Below are 16,343 nucleotides of genomic sequence, written 5' to 3' on the forward strand. Positions count from 1 at the left end.
CGGATTGGGCGGTCCGATCGGCCCCCGGCCGATCCGACTGCCCAATCCGGAAGCCGGCTCAAAGGCGATCTCGCACGCCCTGCCGAAGGCGGGGCCAAAAAACACAGCGATAGCGCCGTCGGCCCCGACGGAGTCGCGGCCGACGGGGCTATAGCCATTGCCGCGATCACTTCGTGTACCAACACCTCCAACCCGCATGTGATGGTCGCCGCGGGTCTGCTCGCCCGCAACGCCCGCGCGCGGGGGCTCACCGCCAAGCCGTGGGTGAAGACGAGCCTCGCGCCGGGTTCGAAGACCGTCACCGAGTACCTGGCGCGCGCCGGGCTGACCGGGCCGCTCGACGAGCTGGGCTTCCAGCTCGTGGGGTATGGCTGCATGACGTGCATCGGCAACTCCGGCCCGTTGCTGCCCAGCGCCGCCGAAGCGGTGGCCGAGCGCGGCGCCGTGGTGGCGTCGGTGCTGTCGGGCAACCGGAACTTCGACGGCCGCATCAACAACGACGTCTCCCTCAACTACCTCGCCTCTCCCCCGCTCGTCGTCGCCTACGCGCTGGCCGGTTCGGTCAAGCACGACCTGACCAGCGAGCCGCTGGGGGTCGACGCCGACGGCGAGCCCGTGCTACTCGCGGACCTGTGGCCGGACGACGCCGAGATCGACGAGGTCGTGCGCGCGCACCTCACGCCCGAGCTGTTCCGCGAGGCCTACGCCGACGTGTTCGGCGGCGACCAGCACTGGGCCGGTGTGCCCGAGTCCGACGGCCACCACTTCGCGTGGGAGCCGGACTCGACGTACCTGCGCCGCCCGCCGTTCCTCGACGAGGTCACCGAAACCGTCGCCGCACCAACCGACGTGACCGGCGCGCGCACGCTGTTGCTGCTGGGCGACTCCGTGACCACCGACCACATCAGCCCCGCCGGCCGCATCCCCGCGGCGAGCAGCGCCGGGCGTTACCTCACGGCGCTGGGCGAGACCGATCTCAACACCTACGCCTCGCGCCGCGGCAACTTCGAGGTGATGGTGCGCGGCGGCTTCGCCAACCCGCGGCTGGCCAACCTGCTCGCCCCGGACGCCGCCGGCGGCGTCACCCCCGATTTCACGCGCGAGGGCGCGCTGGTGCCCATCCACGAGGCTTCCCAGTCCTACGCCGCGGCCGGCGTGCCGTTGATCGTGATCGCGGGCCAGGAGTACGGCACGGGTTCGTCGCGCGACTGGGCGGCGAAGACGACCGCGCTGCTGAAGGTGAAAGCCGTGCTGGCACAGTCGTTCGAGCGGATCCACCGGTCCAACCTCGTGGCGCTCGGCGTGCTGCCGCTGCAGTTCCTCGACGGCGACAGCGCGGCCTCGCTCGGGCTCGACGGCACGGAGGAGTTCGACCTCACCGGGATCGCCGACGTCGTCCAGGATGCGGCGCGGCCGCTGACGGTGCGCGTGCGCCCGGCGGACCGGCCGGCGTTCGAGTTCTCCGTGCGCGCCCGGCTCGACACCCCGCGCGAAGCCACCTACTACGCGAACGGCGGGGTGCTGCCGTACGTCCACCGCCTGATCCTGCGAGGTGAGCTTGACTGATCCCGCGCCCGTCGTCGAACCGCTGCTGCTCGGCTACGGCCTCTCCTCCGACCAGGGCAGCATCGGGTTCTGCGGCGTCTACCTCGTGCAGACGCCGCGGCGCCGCATCCTGTTCGACTGCGGCCACGCGGGCCGCCGCCGCGCGCTGCACCGGGCGCTGGCCCGCCACGGGCTCGGCGTGCGCGACGTCGACACGCTGGTGCTCTCCCACGCGCACTACGACCACGTGCAGAACGCCGACCTCTTCACCCACGCCGAGGTGTTCCTGCACCCGGCCGAACGCGAGCCCGAGCCCGGCGACCCGGTGGCTCCCCCGTGGACGGAAGCGATCTTCGCCGGACTGGCACTGCACGAAGGCAGCATCGACGGGCTCGAGCTGGCGCCCGGCGTCACGATCACCGGGCTGCCCGGCCACACCGCGGGTTCGCTCGGCCTCACCGTCGAGACCGCCGACGGCACGGCGCTGCTCACCGGCGACGCCGTCCCCTCCTCCCGCGCCCTGCGTGCCGGCCGCGCCACCACAGCGGCGAACGACGAAGCGGCCGCCGCGTCGATCGAACTCGTGCGGACCCGGGCCGACGTGGTGTACCCCGGCCACGACCGGCCGTTCACGATCGAGGCCGGGCTGCCCGGCCGGTACCTGTTCCCGCGCGTGGACCTCGAAGTGCTCGCGCCCGACCCGCTGACCGACGACCCGCCCGCGCCGTCTTGAGGCGCGGGTCTCCGCCGAAAGGAAGCTCCCCAGCATGACCACCGCCACCGGCATCTTCGCCGAGCCGGCTCCGAAGTTCTCCACCGAGAGCCTGCACGCCGTGCTCGGCGAGCACTGGGCGCTCACCGACCCGGTACTCAAGCCGCTCGACAGCGAACGCGATCTCAACGTGCTCGTCGACGGCCGATTCGTGCTCAAGATCTCCAACCCCGCCGAGCAGGCCGACGTCGTGGACATGGAGACCCGCGCGCTGGAGCACGTGCACGCAGCCGACCCGGAGCTGCCGGTGCCGGAGACGGTCGCGACCACGGCGGGCGAACCCGTCGCGCGCCCGCTCGACGACGCCGGACGCGAATGCCTCGCCCGGCTGATCACGCTGCTGCCCGGCTCACCGCTCGAAGGCGGACCGCTGGATCCCGACCTCGCCGCGCAGGTCGGCGCGGTGGCCGCGCGCGTTTCCGTGGCGCTGCAAGGCTTCTTCCACCCCTCGGCCGGGCGGACGCTGATGTGGGACATCCGGCGGATGCCGGAAGTCCTGGCTGCGGCCGGGATCGCGGCCGGGCGGCTGGGCGAGCTCGCCGAGCGCGTTGCCCCCGCGCTGGCGGCTACCGCCACGCTCCCCTCGGGTGTGCAGCACGCCGACGTGACCCTCACCAACGTGCTGGCCTCGCGCGCGAGCGTGACTGGCGTGATCGACTTCGGCGACATGCACCACACGGCCGCCGTCGCCGACCTCGCCGTGACGCTGACCTCCGTGCTGCGCCTCAGCGGGGGCGACGCGGACCGCCTGTGGCGCCTCACCGACGCCGTGCTGCGCGGCTACCAGCGGCACCGCTCGCTGTCGCCGGCGGAGGTGGCGGTGCTGGGCGAGCTGGTGATCGCGCGCCTGCTCACGACACTCGCGGTCTCGGCGACCCGGCGCGGGCCGCACGCGGACAACCACCGCTACATCACCCAGTACGACACCAACAGCGAGCAGGCGCTGGACCTGCTGTCGGCGTTGTCCGTGCCGGAGCTCGCCGAGCGGCTGGCGCGGCTGGCGGGCACGCGGGACCTCACGGCGGCGATCTCGCCGGACAGCCTCCCGGCGCGCCGCGCGCAGGCCATGGGCGGCAAGCTCGCCCCGCTGTTCTACCGGCGACCGCTGGAAATCGTGCGCGGCGAAGGGCCGTGGCTCTACGCCCGCGACGGCGCGCGGTACCTCGACGCGTACAACAACGTCGCGGTCATCGGCCACACACACCCCGCCGTGACGCAGGCGGTGAGCCTGCAGCTGGCGCAGCTCAACACGCATTCGCGCTACCTGCACGCGGGGATCGTCGAGCTCTCCGAGCGCATCCTCGCGACCATGCCGGCACCGCTCGACACGGTCCTGTTCACCACGTCCGGCACCGAGGCCAACGAGCTGGCGTGGCGCTTGGCCACCGAGTACACCGGCGCGGGTGCGGCCGTGATCGCGGAGCACGCCTACCACGGGGCGTCGAAGTGGATGGCGGACCTGAGCTCGAACGAGTGGCCCGCGGGCTACCGGCCCGCCCACGTCGCGACGTTCGAAGCACCGCACGGCCCGGCTCCCGAGCTGACGGAAACCGTTGCGGCCGAACGGATCCGCCGGGCGGACGAGACCCTGCGCGCGGCCGGTGAGCGTCCGGCCCTCGTGCTCGCGGACTCGCAGTTCACCTCCGAAGGGATCCTCGACGTGCCCGGCGAGTTCGTGGCCGGCCTGGTCTCGGGCGCCCACACGGCGGGCGCGCTGTACCTCGCCGACGAGGTCCAGTCGGGCTACGGCCGCAGCGGCCCGCAGCTGTGGCGTTTCCTGCTCGCCGGCGTGACACCCGACCTCGTGACGCTGGGCAAGCCGATGGGCGCGGGCTACCCGATCGGCGCCGTCGTGACGCGGCGCGAAATCGCCGACGCGCTCGCCGGCAGCTACGAGTACTTCTCCACCTTCGCCGCCACTCCGGCGGCGGCCGCGGCCGGCCACGCGGTGCTCGACGTCCTCGGCCTCACCGACCTGCCCGCGCGCGCCGCCGCGACGGGCACGTTCCTGCGGGAGGGTCTGCGGGCGCTGGCCGCGGAGGAACCGCTGCTGGGCGAGGTCCGCGGCACCGGGCTGCTCGCGGGCGTCGACGTGCTCGGCTCGGGTGCGTCGACGTCTCGCGAAGTGACGCGCGCGCTCCTCTCGGAGCTGGTCGGGCAGGGCGTGCTCGCCGGGTCCACCGGCCCGCGCGGTGACGTGCTGAAGGTGCGGCCGCCGCTGGTGTGGGAGGACACGCACGTGAGCCAGTTCCTGGAGCGGCTGCGGCGTGCGCTGGCGGAACTCCGGGCCTGACAACTGAAACCGGCCGTGGGGTCCGCCGTCGGTGCGGCAGACCCCACGGCCGGGGGCTGGGGGATTACTTGCGAAGCTCGCCGCGCGCCGGCGGCAGCGTCGTCGGCCCGGAGTTGACGTTCGTGGCGTGGCCGACCGTGACACCGGTGTCGTCGAAGGCCAAGTCGAGCCGGTCGACGAACGGTGACTCCAGGAAGTGCCACGTCAGGTGCAGCTCGTCGGCCGACCACCACTGCCCGGCGGCGAGGACGGCAGCCGTGGGGTCCTGGTAGGAGTGGTGCAGGCGCCACACGCTGACGCCGGTGTCCTGGCGCGTCCAGGTGCCCACTCCGTGGTCGATCGGGTGCCGGCCCAGCTCGTCCTCGACGACGACGTGCACCGAGCCGTCGCGGACCTCGACCGCCATTGACACGAGACCCTGCTCGTTGGGCTCGAAGTCGTACGTCGCCGTGAACCCGGCGCGCTGGACCGCGGCGCCGACGGTTTCCGGCTCCTGCACGCGGTCCACCCACGCGGCCAGATCGTCTACTTCGGACTGTTCCCGAGCCGGGCTCTCGAATGCCGTGGTGAACGCGGACCGCAACATCCCCGGCAGGTCGTGGTAGCTGCCGTCGCCCATGGCGCCGGTGATCACGACCACGCCGTCGTGGCGGGGGAAGACCATGCATTCCTGGCCGAAAATGCCCGAAGCGCTGTAGATCCCGGCCTCGGTGGTCCAGAACTGGTAGCCGTACCCCTCGTCGGCGACGACGTCGGGCGCGGGCGGCACGAGCTCCTTGCCGTTCCACTCCCCGCTGATCGCGCGGCGCACGTGCAGCGCCGAAGCCTTCTGCACCCAGCCGGTCGGCAGCACGCGGGAGCCGTCCCACACGCCGTCCTGCAGGTGCAGCACACCGAACTTCAGCAGGTCGCGCGGGCGCAGCGAAAGCCCGTTGCCGCCGCTGGAAACGCCCTCGGGGTCCCGTTCCCACGTGTAGTCCGTGATCCCCAGCGGGTCGAACAGCCGTGGCCGCAGGTACTCGTCGACCGGCTGGCCCGAGACCTGCTGCACGATCGCCGACAGCACGTGGCTCGTGGTGCTGCTGTAGGTGAAGTTGCGCCCCGGCAGCTCGACCACGGGCTCCTCGAGGAACTCGTCGACCCAGCCCGTGCGCCGCAGGCGCGTGGTGGCGCCCGACAGCCCGCGCGCGTGACCCGTGCACATCGTCAGCAGGTCGCGCACGCGCATGCGGCCGAGGTTCTCGCTCGGCTCGCCGCCCAGCCGGTCGGCGAAGAAGCCGACGACGGGGTCGTCGAGGGAGAGCAGGCCTTCGGCCTCGGCGAAACCGACGGCCGCGGCGGTGAAGCTCTTCGTGGCCGAGTGCACCTTGTGCCGCAGGCCCGGTTCGTGCGGCCACTGCCACAGGTCCAGCACGGTCCGGCCGTGGCGGTGCACGAGCAGGGAGTGCACGCGCATCCCGCGCTCGGCCATGGTCTGCAGCAGGGTGTGGACCGGGCCCGGGTCCAGCGCCGGCGCCGGGTCGTGGAAGGCGTTGCTCATGCTCACCGTTCTCGTGCGGAACTTCTTACCGGATTACAGGACCTGCGAAAGGAACGACTTCAGCCGCGGCGTCTGCGGGTCGGTCAGCAGCTGCCGGGCCGGTCCCTCCTCGGCGATCACACCGCTGTCCACGAACAGCACGCGGTCGGCGACCTCGCGGGCGAAGTTCATCTCGTGCGTCACCACCATCATCGTCATCCCGGACGACGTCGCGAGGTCGCGCATCACGTCGAGCACGCCCTTCACCAGTTCGGGGTCGAGCGCCGAGGTCGCCTCGTCGAACAGCATGATGTCGGGCTCCATCGCGAGCGAGCGCGCGATCGCCACGCGCTGCTGCTGCCCGCCGGACAGGTGCGAGGGCCGCGCGGACGCCAGCGCCCGCAGGCCGACCTTGTCCAGCTGCTGCATCGCGCGTTCCCGCGCTTCCTCGCGCGACATCTTGCGCACCCGCCGCAGTGCGAGCGCGATGTTGTCCACCGCGCTCTTGTGCTGGAACAGGTTGAAGTGCTGGAACACCATGCCGGTGCGCGAGCGCACGGCGTTGAGGTCCACCTTCGGGTCGGTGATCGTCTGCCCGTGCAACCGGATCGTGCCCGACGTCGGCGGGGACAGCAGGTTCACGCACCGCAGCAGCGTCGACTTGCCCGACCCCGAGGCGCCGATGAGGCACACGGTCTCGCCGCGCGCGACCGTCGCCGACACGCCCTTGAGCACCTCGACGAGGCCGAAGGACTTGCAGATGTCGACCAGCTCGATCGCGGGGACGTCGGCCTTCGCCTCGTCCTGCGCCTGCGGAGAAGTCGTTACCTGGTTCACGTTCACGCTCCCGCTTCGAATCCGGTGGCACCGACGGGGACCAGCGGCTGCGGCGTCGCGGCCGGGCCGCCACCGCCGCCGCTCGCCGGACGGCGGCCTTCGCGCAGCCGCTTGTCGAACCAGTTCACCAAGTGTGTCAGAGGCACCGTGAACACGATGTAGACCAGCCCCGCGGCCACGAACGACGACGAGTTGTACGAAATGGACTGCGCCTGCTGCGCGATGAAGTACAGCTCGCGCTCACCGACGGCCAGGCCGAGCAGGTACACCAGCGAGCTCTCCTTCACGGCCACGATGAACTGGTTCGCCAGCGCCGGCAGCACGTTGCGGATGCCCTGGGGCACCACGACGAGCAGCTGCGTGCTCAGGTGGCTCATCCCGAGACTGCGGCCGGCCTCGGCCTGGCCGGGCGGCACGCTCTGGATGCCCGAGCGGAAGATCTCCGCGATGTAGGCCGCGTTGATCAGGCCCACCGCGAGGATCGCGTAGCCCATCGGCGACTGGCCGAACAAGCGCACGCCCGCCGACGGCAGCCCGATGCCGATGAGGCTCACCGTCACGATGGCGGGCAGGCCGCGGAACACGTCGACGTACACGCGGGCAGGCATTCGCAGCCACCAGCGCGTGGAGATGAGCAGCATCGCCAGCAGCAGGCCCACCACCAGCCCGAGGACCAGCGCGAGCGACGCGATGATCAACGTGTTGCGCAGGCCCTCCCCGAGCAGCGAGGGCAGCACGGCGAGAATCTGGTGGATATCGAAAAAGGAATGCAGGAAATCGCCCATGGGACCAGGTGTCCTTACCTCGGTTCGGCCGCGGACCGCTGGAGTGCGCGCGGACCCGGGCTCAGCGGGGTCGGCGACGGTACCGGCCGGCAGTTCGTCTTATAGACTATAACTGTGACGTGGCGCTCACGGTAGCAGATTCGACAAGATAGTCAACGGCTGAAGTGCTCACTTCACGCGGCTCGCGAGCAGGCCGCCGAAGAAGTCCTGGACCACGGGGATCACCAAGCTGCCCTGGTGGGCCACCCCGGGCACCACGTCGAACCGCACGGAGAGCCCGCTGCGCTCGAAGCTGTCACGCAGCGTCTCGATGCGCTCGATGCGCGTGCGGCCGGTCTTCTCCACGCCGTCCATCCAGTTCGGACCGCCGGCGTTGTTGATCTCCCACGTCTCCACGTCCGCGGAGCCGACCACCATCTGCACCGGCACGCGGCGCAGGGCCGCGAGGTCGAGCTCGATGCCGAACTTCTCGCGGAAACCCCCGGTGCCGAGCCACCACGGCAGCGAGTCGTCGAGCTGCGTGATGCGCCCCGGCGCGCCGATCGAGATGCCGGCGAGGCGGTCGGGGTGGGCGTAGAAGAACCGGTGCGCGAACTGCCCGCCGCCGGAGAAACCGTGCAGGAAGAAGGTTTCGGTCTCGGTGTTGAACTCCTCGCCGACCTCGTCGACGATGTGCAGCAGCTCTTCGTCGAAGCGGATCCCGTCGTACTCCAGGAACTTGAAGCTGTGCAGCTCGCGCCGCTTGCCGATGCCGGCCGGGAACAGCGGCGCGAGGATCACGCACCCGTTGCGGGTCGCGAAGTCCGCCCACTGGTTGCGGTAGCGCTCGGCCGAGCGGCCCGTGCCGTGCTGCACCACGACCAGCGGCAACGGGGCGGCATCGGGTGTGTGGTCCTCCGGCACGAACAGCCCGTAGGACAGGCGCTGGTCGTGGCCGGAAGCGAAGAACGGGGTCGCGCCGACGAAGTGGGCTCCCTGCGAGTCGGGTTCGGTGGTGGTGGTCATGGCAGCCGGGGGCTCCTCAGAGTTCGGGGACGGGTCAGAGTTCGGGGACGGGCACAAGCGGTGCACTACACACGAAGACGATATAGGCTATAGGTTCATTCGAGGACCTGAAGACACCGTTTGACACTGTGTGATGCGACAACTCCGGGCGAGCGGACCCACGAGGCCGCCTCGACCGGCACGACAGGATGCAGGCCGCAGGCCACAGCCTGCCCACCGAGCGGGAGGGAGACCGATATCCTTGCGGTCCCCCTTTGCCCGCCCAGAGAGATTGTCAGGCCGATGACCCACCCCCGCCCAGCCCTCACGAAGAACGCGTACGTCTACGAGGAGCTGCGCCGGCGCATCCTGGCCGGCGAGCTGATCCAGGGCCAGTCCATCTCCCAGGAGCAGCTCGCGGCCGAGCTCGGCGTGAGCACCACTCCCCTGCGCGAGGCGCTGCGGCGGCTCGACGCCGAGGGGCTCGTGACGATCGACGCGCACCGCGACGCGCGGGTGAGCCGGCTCAACGCCGAGGAGGCCCGCAGCCTCTTCGAGGTCCGCGAACGCCTCGACCCGCTCGCCACCAAGCTCGCCGCCACGCGCCGGACCGACGCCGACATCGCGGCCATCGAGTCGGCACTCAAGGACCTCGAGCCGCTGAGCACGTCCACCGGCTTCGACTCGCTGCTGGTGCACCGCGCGTTCCACCGCAGCGTCTACACGGCCTCGCACAACCCGCTGCTGATGACGCTGCTGGAAGGGCTCTGGGACAAGGCCGACCGCTACCGGCTGATCGGCCTGCAGTCCAAACCGGACTCCCCGGCCGACCAGGAACGCGTGCGGCGCGAGCACATCGAGATCGCGGAAGCCGTGATCTCGGGTGATGCCCGCACGGCCGAGCGGACGATGAAGAAGCACGTGCTCGGCAGCCTCGGCCGCCGGGCGATCGCCGCGCTGGACGCCTGAGCGCGCTCACAAGAGCGCCAGCGGGTTGGCCGGCGAACCCGTCCCGCCCTCGACCACGAGCGGCGCCACCACGAAGAGGAACTCGTGACGACCTTCCTCGGCACACGCGGCGGCCAGTGGTTCGAGCGCGCAGTTGTCCACCACGGCCAGCCCGTAGGCGAAGATCGCGCCGTGCACGGTCCACGGCACTCCCCCGTCGTTCGGGGCGCGATCGAGCATGTCCCACGCCAGGGCGGCGCAGTCGTGGTCGCGCAGGAACGTCAGGCAGGAGGCGTGCAGGCCCGGCCGGCTCTCCTCGGTGCCCCACGGCGGGTTCTCGCGGTCCCACGCGTCGCGTCCGCAGTGGACGACCACCGCGTCGCCGGGGCCGACGCAGACGCCTTGTGCCTCGGCGATCTCCTCCAGCTCGTCGCCGTGCACCGGGCGGTCGAGAGTCACATACGGCTCGCCGCGGAAGGCCGGCACGTCGAGCAGGACCCCGCGAGTGACGATGCCCTCGCGCCAGTGGTCCACCGAACCCCAGAGGCTGCCGCGCGAGGTGAGCTCGACGTCGGGGTCGCGGCCCTGCCACAAACCGCGCTCGTCCCAGACGTGGCAGAGCGCGTCGACGTGGGTGGAGGCGACACCGTGGTACTCGATGCCGTAGTAGTCGCCCGAGATCCCGCCGGTGCCGCGGGGCGTTTTGGTCGTGTAGTGCGAGGCCGGCCGCGGGTTGTCCACGTGCGGACGGGTCGGGAACGGCCGGCTGAGCGACACCGAGCGGCCCGTGCGCACGAGTTGCGCGGCTTCGGCCCGCTTGGCGGCGGTGATCAGGTTGACGGCGCCGACCTGGTCGTGGGCGCCCCAGCGGCCCCAGTTGCTGCGGCCGTGGAGCTGCTCCTCGACCTCGGCGCGGGTCCAGTCACGCGCCACCGCTCCACCTCTTCCGGCTCGCCTCCGAGTTTTGGTATTTTCTAAGCTACAAGTACCAGATTGTCAACCACGTGAAAGGCGGCGACGAGTGAAGACGATCGTCCTGTTCGGCGACAGCATGCTGGGCCGGTTCACCAAGCCCCGCATCGACCAGCTCGAGGCCGAAGCGGGCGACGTGCTCGTCTTCAACTGCGCCGCGGGCGGCTGGAAGAGCGACGACGGGGCGCGCCGCGCGGCCACGATCGCCAAGACCGAGCCCGACGTGGTGGTGTTGTCCTTCGGCGCCAACGACTGCTCGCCCGACCGGCTCGTGGAGCTCGACGCGTACGCCGAGAACATGCGCACGATCGCCGCCGCCTTCGCCCCGGCCACCCTGATCGGGTTCTTGCCGCCCTCGATCGAGGAGATCGACGGCGTCGGCAAGCGCGGGCGCACGAACGCCGTGCTCGACACCTACCGGCAGGTGCTGCGGGAGGTCGTCTCGGCCGCGAACTCGGTGGACACCGACGCGGCGGTGGCACCGCTCGTCGCCGCCGGAGCGCCGGTCCACGAGGACGGTCTGCACCTCACCGGAGACGCGTACCGACTCGTGATCTCGGCACTCGCCGAGCGGATCTCGGCCGTCGACACCGCCTCCGACCTGCACTGATCTTCCCGGAGAAGCCGTACTGAAGCCGGGACTACAGGTCGTTGACGTTCTGAAGTTCTATAGCCTATAGTTTCGCTCCATCGTCAGCGCTCCCCGCTTTCTCTCCCCCACCTCTCGGTCTGGCGAAGGAGACCCATGAACCGACTTCCCCTGCGGCGCGCGCTCGGTGCGCTCGGCCTCGCCGCACTCACCGCCGCCTCCGTCACCGCTTGCGGCGGCGGCGACTCCGCGGCCGGCGACGACTTCGGTCTCGCCCAACCCGGCACCATCACGGCGGCGGTCACGGCGGGCGACTACCCGTTCGTCTCCCCCGACGCGAGCGGCAAGCCCGTCGGCCTGCTCGTGGACCTGAACAACCTCATCGCCGACCGGATGCACCTGAAGATCGTCTACAAGACGACCACCGTCCAAGCCGGACTCCCCGGCCTCACCAGCGGTCAGTACGACCTGATGTCGGTGGGCCTGGTGGCCAGCGACGAACGCAAGAAGAGCGTGGCGTTCACCAAGGCGATCTTCTGGGGCCAGAACGTGGTCGTGGTCCCGGCGAGCTCGACCGCGAAGTCCATTCCGGACCTGGCCGGCAAGCGCGTGGGCGCCGGCGCGAACAGCACGCAGGAAGACTTCGCGAAAAAGAAGATGACCACGTCGCAGCTCGTGTCCGAGGCCACCGACGGCGCGGGTGTGAACCAGCTGCTCGCGGGCAACCTCGACGCGATGGTGCTCGGCTCGACGCACGTCGGGCAGATCTTCACCGAGCACCCCGGCAAGCTCAAGGTCGCGCTGACCTCACCGCAGGACCAGCCGGGCGCCGAGGCGGTCAACAAGAAGCTGACCAAGTTCCTCGACGCCTACAACACCGAGCTCAGTGCGCTCGCGAACGACGGCACGTTCCTCAAGCTGTACCAGAAGTATTTCCCGAACCTGCCGTACCCGACGCAGATGTACCAGTTCTGGCCGTCGATCCAGCAGCAGATCGAGAAGCAGGGCAAGCCGACCCCGTAGCCTGACGGGACTCGGTGCCCCGCCGCGCCTTCCCGTGGCGCGCAGTGGGGAGACAAGGGGTTTCCTGCCCACGCCGGGCAGGAAACCCCTTGTCGTTTCCGGTGTTCGGCTCACCCGCTCAGCAGGTGACGGACACCTTGGCCCCGGCCTTGAACGACACGTGCACGTGGTCGAAGTGGTTCGCGGTGAGGCTGCCGCGGTCCTCCATCGGGTCCCAGCCGCTGCCGGTGTTGATGCGCTGGCGCCAGATCACGTACGTCACGCCGAACTCGCCCTGGTGCGCCAGCACGTATGCGGCGAGCGCGTTGCCCGTCGTGGTGTCGACCATGAAGTCGAGCGCGAGACCGGCGGGGTGGTCGCTCGTACCCGCCCGGCCGGCGCGGCCGCCGACGGAGCCGACCTTGAACTTCGTGAGGATGTGGTTGCCCACCTGGGCCGCGTTGGGTTGCGCACCGGCCAAAGTGGACGAACACGCCTTACCGGCGGACAAGGTGTTCACCGCCGTGGGCGGCTTCGGCATGGTCTTCGGAACCGGCTTCTTCGTCGTCGGCTTCGGGGACGCGACCGACATGCTGGGAACCGACGTGCTCGGGGTCGTACTGGGGGTCGTCGAGGTCGGGCTGCTCGGCGTCGTGCTGCTCGGCGTGGGGGCGCCGGACAGCGGAGCGCTCGAAGCGGGCCGCGGTGAGCTGAGGGCGAGGCGGTCGGCGGCCGAGACCTGCCCACCGCCCGGGGTAGCGCCCGTCAGCCACGCGAGGGCGACCAGCCCGAGGGCGGCGAGCAAGCCGACCCCGACTGGCAGCCGCCACGACAGCGACCGGTAGCGATGTCTTCCGGACATCCTGGTGCACCATTTTCTTCGCTCGGGGAACGCGCGCCGCGAATTCGGGGGATACGGCGCACGCAAAGCGGCGTCGACATTACGAATCGGACACGGGAATGTCACCGTCGAGTGATGGTCCACACAGATCAACACCGATCAATGCAGGTCAGCGGTGGTGTTGACTTTCCGGCTACCCGCCATTGACACGGCCTCGGCAGCCAATCCACGCGCCGTGATCACGACGCGCGAGCCCGTCGTCGGGCATTCCGGCGACGCGTTTTCCATGATCACCCGTACCCCGCCGAGCAGGACCGGTGAGGCTTCGGAACCGATACCGAAGGGTGGTCCCGGTTGACGAACCGCCGTTTTGGATCCAAACTCTCGGGGATTCCGGACCCGACGCATGGAGGCGGCATGACGTTCTCGTTCCTCAGTCACCTGGAGTGTTCCCGGACCGGAGACCGGTACGAGGCGGACCAGGTGGCCGGCACGTCGGCCGCGGGAGCGCCGCTGCTCGCGCGGTACGACCTGGAGCGGGTGCGGGAAACGGTGACGCGCGAGGACATCGCGGCCCGCGAGCCCAGCCTCTGGCGCTACCACGAGGTGCTGCCGGTGCGTTCGCGCGACAACATCGTGAGCCTGGGCGAAGGCCTCACTCCCCTGCTGCCGCTGCCGAACCAGGGCAAGCAATCCGGCGTGCCGAAGCTGCTCATGAAGGACGAGGGCCTCGTGCCCACCGGGTCGTTCAAGGCCCGCGGCGCCGCGGTCGGCGTGTCGCGTGCGGCCGAGCTCGGCGTGCGCGGCGTCGCGATGCCGACCAACGGCAACGCCGGTGCGGCCTGGGCGCTCTACGCGGCCCGCGCCGGGATGGACAGCCTCATCGCGATGCCCGACGACGCCCCCGCCATCACCATGAAGGAATGCCTGGCCGCCGGCGCCGAGCTGTACCGGGTGGACGGCCTGATCGGCGACGCGGGCAAGCTCGTCGGCGCAGCCGTGGCCGAACGCCAGGGCTACCAGGACGTGTCGACCCTCAAGGAGCCCTACCGGCTCGAGGGCAAGAAGACGATGGGCTACGAGATCGTCGAGCAGCTCGGGTGGCGCGTGCCCGACGTGATCCTCTACCCGACCGGTGGCGGCGTCGGCATCATCGGCATCTACAAGGCGCTGCTGGAGATGCGGGAGCTGGGCTGGATCTCCGGCGACCTGCCGCGCCTGGTCGCCGTGCAGGCCACCGGCTGCGCGCCGATCGTCGAGGCGTTCAAATCCGGGGCCACCGAAAGCACCCTGTTCCCCGACGCGCACACCGTCGCCTTCGGCATCACCGTGCCGAAGGCGCTGGGCGACTTCCTCGTGCTGGACGCCGTCCGGGCCACCGAAGGCACCGCGATCGCGGTGACCGACGACGAACTGCTGGCCGCCCAACGGCGGCTGGCCACACTCGAGGGCGCGTTCGTCTGCCCCGAGGGAGCAGCCTGCTTCGCGGCACTGGACCAGCTGCGCGAATCCGGCTGGGTGAGCGAGGACGACGAGGTCGTGGTCCTCAACACCGGCGCCGGCATCAAGTACCCCGAGACCGTGGAGGTCGACGCGCCGCTGCTGGCGAAGACCGACGCGATCCCGCCGAGGGGTGCGTTGCGGGCGCGTTAACTCTGCTCGCAGGACTTCGCCACCTCGATTGGATCTGATCTGATGTCCCCACCTCAGCAGCCGATCTGACAGGACCGAGCCCATGAACCGACGACGTTTCCGTGCGGCGCTCCTCCTGGCCACTGCCCTCGCTCTCGGCGCCGCCTCATGCGGCATCCAGCCGGCGAGCGAGGGCCGTGGCCCCGGCACGATCACGATCGACACCGCCAACTATCCGTCCACACTGGACCCCGGCAAGCAGTACGACACCGACACGTACTCGGTGTACCGCAACATCTTCGACCAGCTGCTGCGCCGGAATCCGAAGACGAACACGGTCGTGCCCTGGCTCGCCACGAAGTGGCAGCAGACCGATCCGCTCACCTGGCGCTTCACCATGCGCCCCGGCGTGACCTTCAGCGACGGCAGCCCGCTCACCGCCGAAGACGCGGCGTACTCCATCAGCCGGATCCTGGACAAGAAGTTCGGCAGCCAGCAGTACTCGAACTTCTCCGTCATCGACAAGGCCACGGCCGACGGCGGCGATCTCGTGGTGCGCACTTCGGTCCCCTCCCCCACCCTGCTGAGCTACCTGACCACGCTCTCGGTGGTGCCGAAGGCCTACGTGCAGCGCGTCGGGGACAAGCAGTTCGCCGTGAAGCCGATCGGGTCCGGCCCGTTCGTGCTCCAGTCGGCGACGGCGGGGTCCGAGGTCGTGCTCACCGCCAACCCGAAGTGGTGGGGCCCGCCCACGCAGATCCGCACGGCCGTGTTCCGCGCGGTGCCCAACGTGGCCAGCCGCGTGGCCGACCTGCAGTCGCGCAAGGTCGACCTCGCGACCACGCTCACGCCGGACGCCGCGGACCAGATCCGCCGCGACCCGACGCTGGCGATCCTGTCCACGCCCACCGAGCGCGTGGCCTACCTCGCGTACAACACGATCAAGGGCGGGGCCACCGACGATCCCCGCGTGCGCAAGGCCATCGCCGAGGCGATCGACTACGACGCGCTGATCAAGAACCTCCAGCGCGGTTACGCCAAGCCGATCAACTCCATGGCCACGCCGCTGGCGTTCGGCTACGACAAGTCGTTGCCGGACAACCGCCACGATCCCGAGGACGCCAAACGCCTGCTGCAGGAAGCGCACGCGGTCGGCGCGAAGCTGGTGATGGCGACCTCGCCGTCGTTCGACCCGCAGGTGGTGCAGGCGATCCAGGGCGACCTCGCCGCCGTGGGGCTGCAGGTGGAGATCCAGAACAGCGACCAGGCGACGTACCTGAAGAAGGTGCAGGACCCGTCGCACGAGTGGGGCTCGATCCGCTTCGGCAAGTGGTCGTGCTCGTGCCTCGACTCCGACGGCGTGATCTACCCGCTGTTCCACACCGGCGAGATCTGGAGCTCCTACAGCAACCCCGACTTCGACAAGATCGTGGAGCAGGCGCGCGAGACGATCGACCCCGCGCAGCGGACCAAGCTGTACTCGCAGGCGTTCGAACTGCTCAACCGCGACCTGCCGGGCATCGGCCTGTTCCAGGCGTACGCGGTGTACGGCGCGAACTCGCGTCTGCAGTGGACACCCGACGCGTCGGAAAGCCTTTTCCTCGACCAGATGAAGGTGAGCTGA

15 protein-coding genes are annotated in these 16,343 nt (G+C 70.3%); 9 read left to right on the top strand and 6 right to left on the bottom strand.

Going from position 1 to position 16,343, the window contains the following annotated elements:
- Positions 1 to 3 precede the first annotated feature (3 nt).
- From ABZU76_RS49810 to ABZU76_RS49820, 3 genes are read left to right on the top strand one after another with little or no spacing between them, the layout of a single operon-like run.
- Positions 4 to 1,566 (top strand): aconitase family protein, encoded by a 1,563-nt coding sequence (locus ABZU76_RS49810; RefSeq protein ID WP_354885060.1) that lies wholly within the window; start codon positions 4 to 6, stop codon positions 1,564 to 1,566.
- Positions 1,559 to 2,278, top strand: coding sequence for an MBL fold metallo-hydrolase (locus ABZU76_RS49815; RefSeq protein ID WP_354884996.1), 720 nt, complete (start codon positions 1,559 to 1,561; stop codon positions 2,276 to 2,278). The genes ABZU76_RS49810 and ABZU76_RS49815 overlap by 8 nt, the downstream gene beginning before the upstream one ends.
- Before the next feature lie 34 nt (positions 2,279 to 2,312).
- Positions 2,313 to 4,610, top strand: a complete 2,298-nt coding sequence (locus tag ABZU76_RS49820; protein ID WP_354884999.1) for an aminotransferase class III-fold pyridoxal phosphate-dependent enzyme — start codon at positions 2,313 to 2,315, stop codon at positions 4,608 to 4,610.
- Between the two features lie 64 nt (positions 4,611 to 4,674).
- Here ABZU76_RS49820 and ABZU76_RS49825 read toward each other — a convergent pair whose 3' ends face one another.
- The 4 genes from ABZU76_RS49825 to ABZU76_RS49840 all read right to left on the bottom strand — a co-directional run bounded on the left by ABZU76_RS49825 (position 4,675) and on the right by ABZU76_RS49840 (position 8,756).
- Complete coding sequence (locus tag ABZU76_RS49825) at positions 4,675 to 6,150, bottom strand: serine hydrolase (protein WP_354885002.1); 1,476 nt, start codon at positions 6,148 to 6,150, stop codon at positions 4,675 to 4,677.
- A 33-nt stretch (positions 6,151 to 6,183) separates the two neighbouring features.
- Complete coding sequence (locus tag ABZU76_RS49830) at positions 6,184 to 6,966, bottom strand: amino acid ABC transporter ATP-binding protein (RefSeq protein ID WP_304504295.1); 783 nt, start codon at positions 6,964 to 6,966, stop codon at positions 6,184 to 6,186.
- 2 nt (positions 6,967 to 6,968) lie between these two features.
- Positions 6,969 to 7,751: an amino acid ABC transporter permease gene (locus tag ABZU76_RS49835; RefSeq protein WP_220239279.1), complete on the bottom strand. Its 783-nt coding sequence runs from the start codon at positions 7,749 to 7,751 to the stop codon at positions 6,969 to 6,971.
- 168 nt (positions 7,752 to 7,919) lie between these two features.
- On the bottom strand, positions 7,920 to 8,756 hold the full coding sequence (locus ABZU76_RS49840) for an alpha/beta hydrolase (protein ID WP_354885007.1): 837 nt from the start codon (positions 8,754 to 8,756) through the stop codon (positions 7,920 to 7,922).
- A gap of 282 nt (positions 8,757 to 9,038) precedes the next feature.
- Here ABZU76_RS49840 and ABZU76_RS49845 point away from each other — a divergent pair, with 282 nt between their 5' ends.
- Positions 9,039 to 9,704, top strand: coding sequence for a GntR family transcriptional regulator (locus ABZU76_RS49845; protein ID WP_354885010.1), 666 nt, complete (start codon positions 9,039 to 9,041; stop codon positions 9,702 to 9,704).
- A gap of 6 nt (positions 9,705 to 9,710) precedes the next feature.
- Here the strand turns inward: ABZU76_RS49845 and ABZU76_RS49850 are convergent, their stop codons facing one another.
- Entirely contained in the window at positions 9,711 to 10,616 is a 906-nt protein-coding gene (locus ABZU76_RS49850) for a cyclase family protein (protein WP_354885013.1), read from the bottom strand.
- 88 nt (positions 10,617 to 10,704) lie between these two features.
- Between ABZU76_RS49850 and ABZU76_RS49855 the strand changes: the two genes are divergently transcribed.
- Both ABZU76_RS49855 and ABZU76_RS49860 read left to right on the top strand, forming a co-directional pair.
- The gene (locus tag ABZU76_RS49855) at positions 10,705 to 11,265 is read left to right on the top strand and encodes a GDSL-type esterase/lipase family protein (RefSeq protein WP_354885015.1); all 561 of its coding nucleotides are present in this window, start codon (positions 10,705 to 10,707) and stop codon (positions 11,263 to 11,265) included.
- 135 nt (positions 11,266 to 11,400) lie between these two features.
- Positions 11,401 to 12,267: an ABC transporter substrate-binding protein gene (locus ABZU76_RS49860; protein WP_220239274.1), complete on the top strand. Its 867-nt coding sequence runs from the start codon at positions 11,401 to 11,403 to the stop codon at positions 12,265 to 12,267.
- Positions 12,268 to 12,385: 118 nt separating this feature from the next.
- Here the strand turns inward: ABZU76_RS49860 and ABZU76_RS49865 are convergent, their stop codons facing one another.
- Entirely contained in the window at positions 12,386 to 12,757 is a 372-nt protein-coding gene (locus tag ABZU76_RS49865; protein ID WP_354885018.1) for a hypothetical protein, read from the bottom strand.
- 1 nt (position 12,758) lies between these two features.
- On the opposite strand from ABZU76_RS49865, the gene ABZU76_RS49870 reads away from it, so the two are divergent.
- From ABZU76_RS49870 to ABZU76_RS49880, 3 genes are all read left to right on the top strand, one after another.
- Positions 12,759 to 13,091 carry a hypothetical protein gene (locus ABZU76_RS49870; protein WP_354885021.1) on the top strand — a complete coding sequence of 111 codons (333 nt, stop codon included), beginning with the start codon at positions 12,759 to 12,761 and terminating at the stop codon, positions 13,089 to 13,091.
- A gap of 413 nt (positions 13,092 to 13,504) precedes the next feature.
- Entirely contained in the window at positions 13,505 to 14,740 is a 1,236-nt protein-coding gene (locus ABZU76_RS49875) for a threonine synthase (protein ID WP_354885024.1), read from the top strand.
- Between the two features lie 82 nt (positions 14,741 to 14,822).
- Positions 14,823 to 16,343, top strand: a complete 1,521-nt coding sequence (locus ABZU76_RS49880; RefSeq protein WP_354885027.1) for an ABC transporter substrate-binding protein — start codon at positions 14,823 to 14,825, stop codon at positions 16,341 to 16,343.

The organism is Amycolatopsis sp. NPDC005232, from assembly GCF_040607795.1.
In the GTDB taxonomy this organism is placed as follows: domain Bacteria; phylum Actinomycetota; class Actinomycetes; order Mycobacteriales; family Pseudonocardiaceae; genus Amycolatopsis.

Excerpts from the sequence above, each read along its gene's own strand:
- ABZU76_RS49820 (WP_354884999.1), top strand. The coding sequence starts at position 2,313 with ATGACCACCGCCACCGGCATCTTCGCCGAGCCGGCTCCGAAGTTCTCC.
- ABZU76_RS49825 (WP_354885002.1), bottom strand. The coding sequence starts at position 6,150 with ATGAGCAACGCCTTCCACGACCCGGCGCCGGCGCTGGACCCGGGCCCG.
- ABZU76_RS49835 (WP_220239279.1), bottom strand. The coding sequence starts at position 7,751 with ATGGGCGATTTCCTGCATTCCTTTTTCGATATCCACCAGATTCTCGCC.
- ABZU76_RS49840 (WP_354885007.1), bottom strand. The coding sequence starts at position 8,756 with ATGACCACCACCACCGAACCCGACTCGCAGGGAGCCCACTTCGTCGGC.
- ABZU76_RS49845 (WP_354885010.1), top strand. The coding sequence starts at position 9,039 with ATGACCCACCCCCGCCCAGCCCTCACGAAGAACGCGTACGTCTACGAG.
- ABZU76_RS49860 (WP_220239274.1), top strand. The coding sequence starts at position 11,401 with ATGAACCGACTTCCCCTGCGGCGCGCGCTCGGTGCGCTCGGCCTCGCC.
- ABZU76_RS49875 (WP_354885024.1), top strand. The coding sequence starts at position 13,505 with ATGACGTTCTCGTTCCTCAGTCACCTGGAGTGTTCCCGGACCGGAGAC.
- ABZU76_RS49880 (WP_354885027.1), top strand. The coding sequence starts at position 14,823 with ATGAACCGACGACGTTTCCGTGCGGCGCTCCTCCTGGCCACTGCCCTC.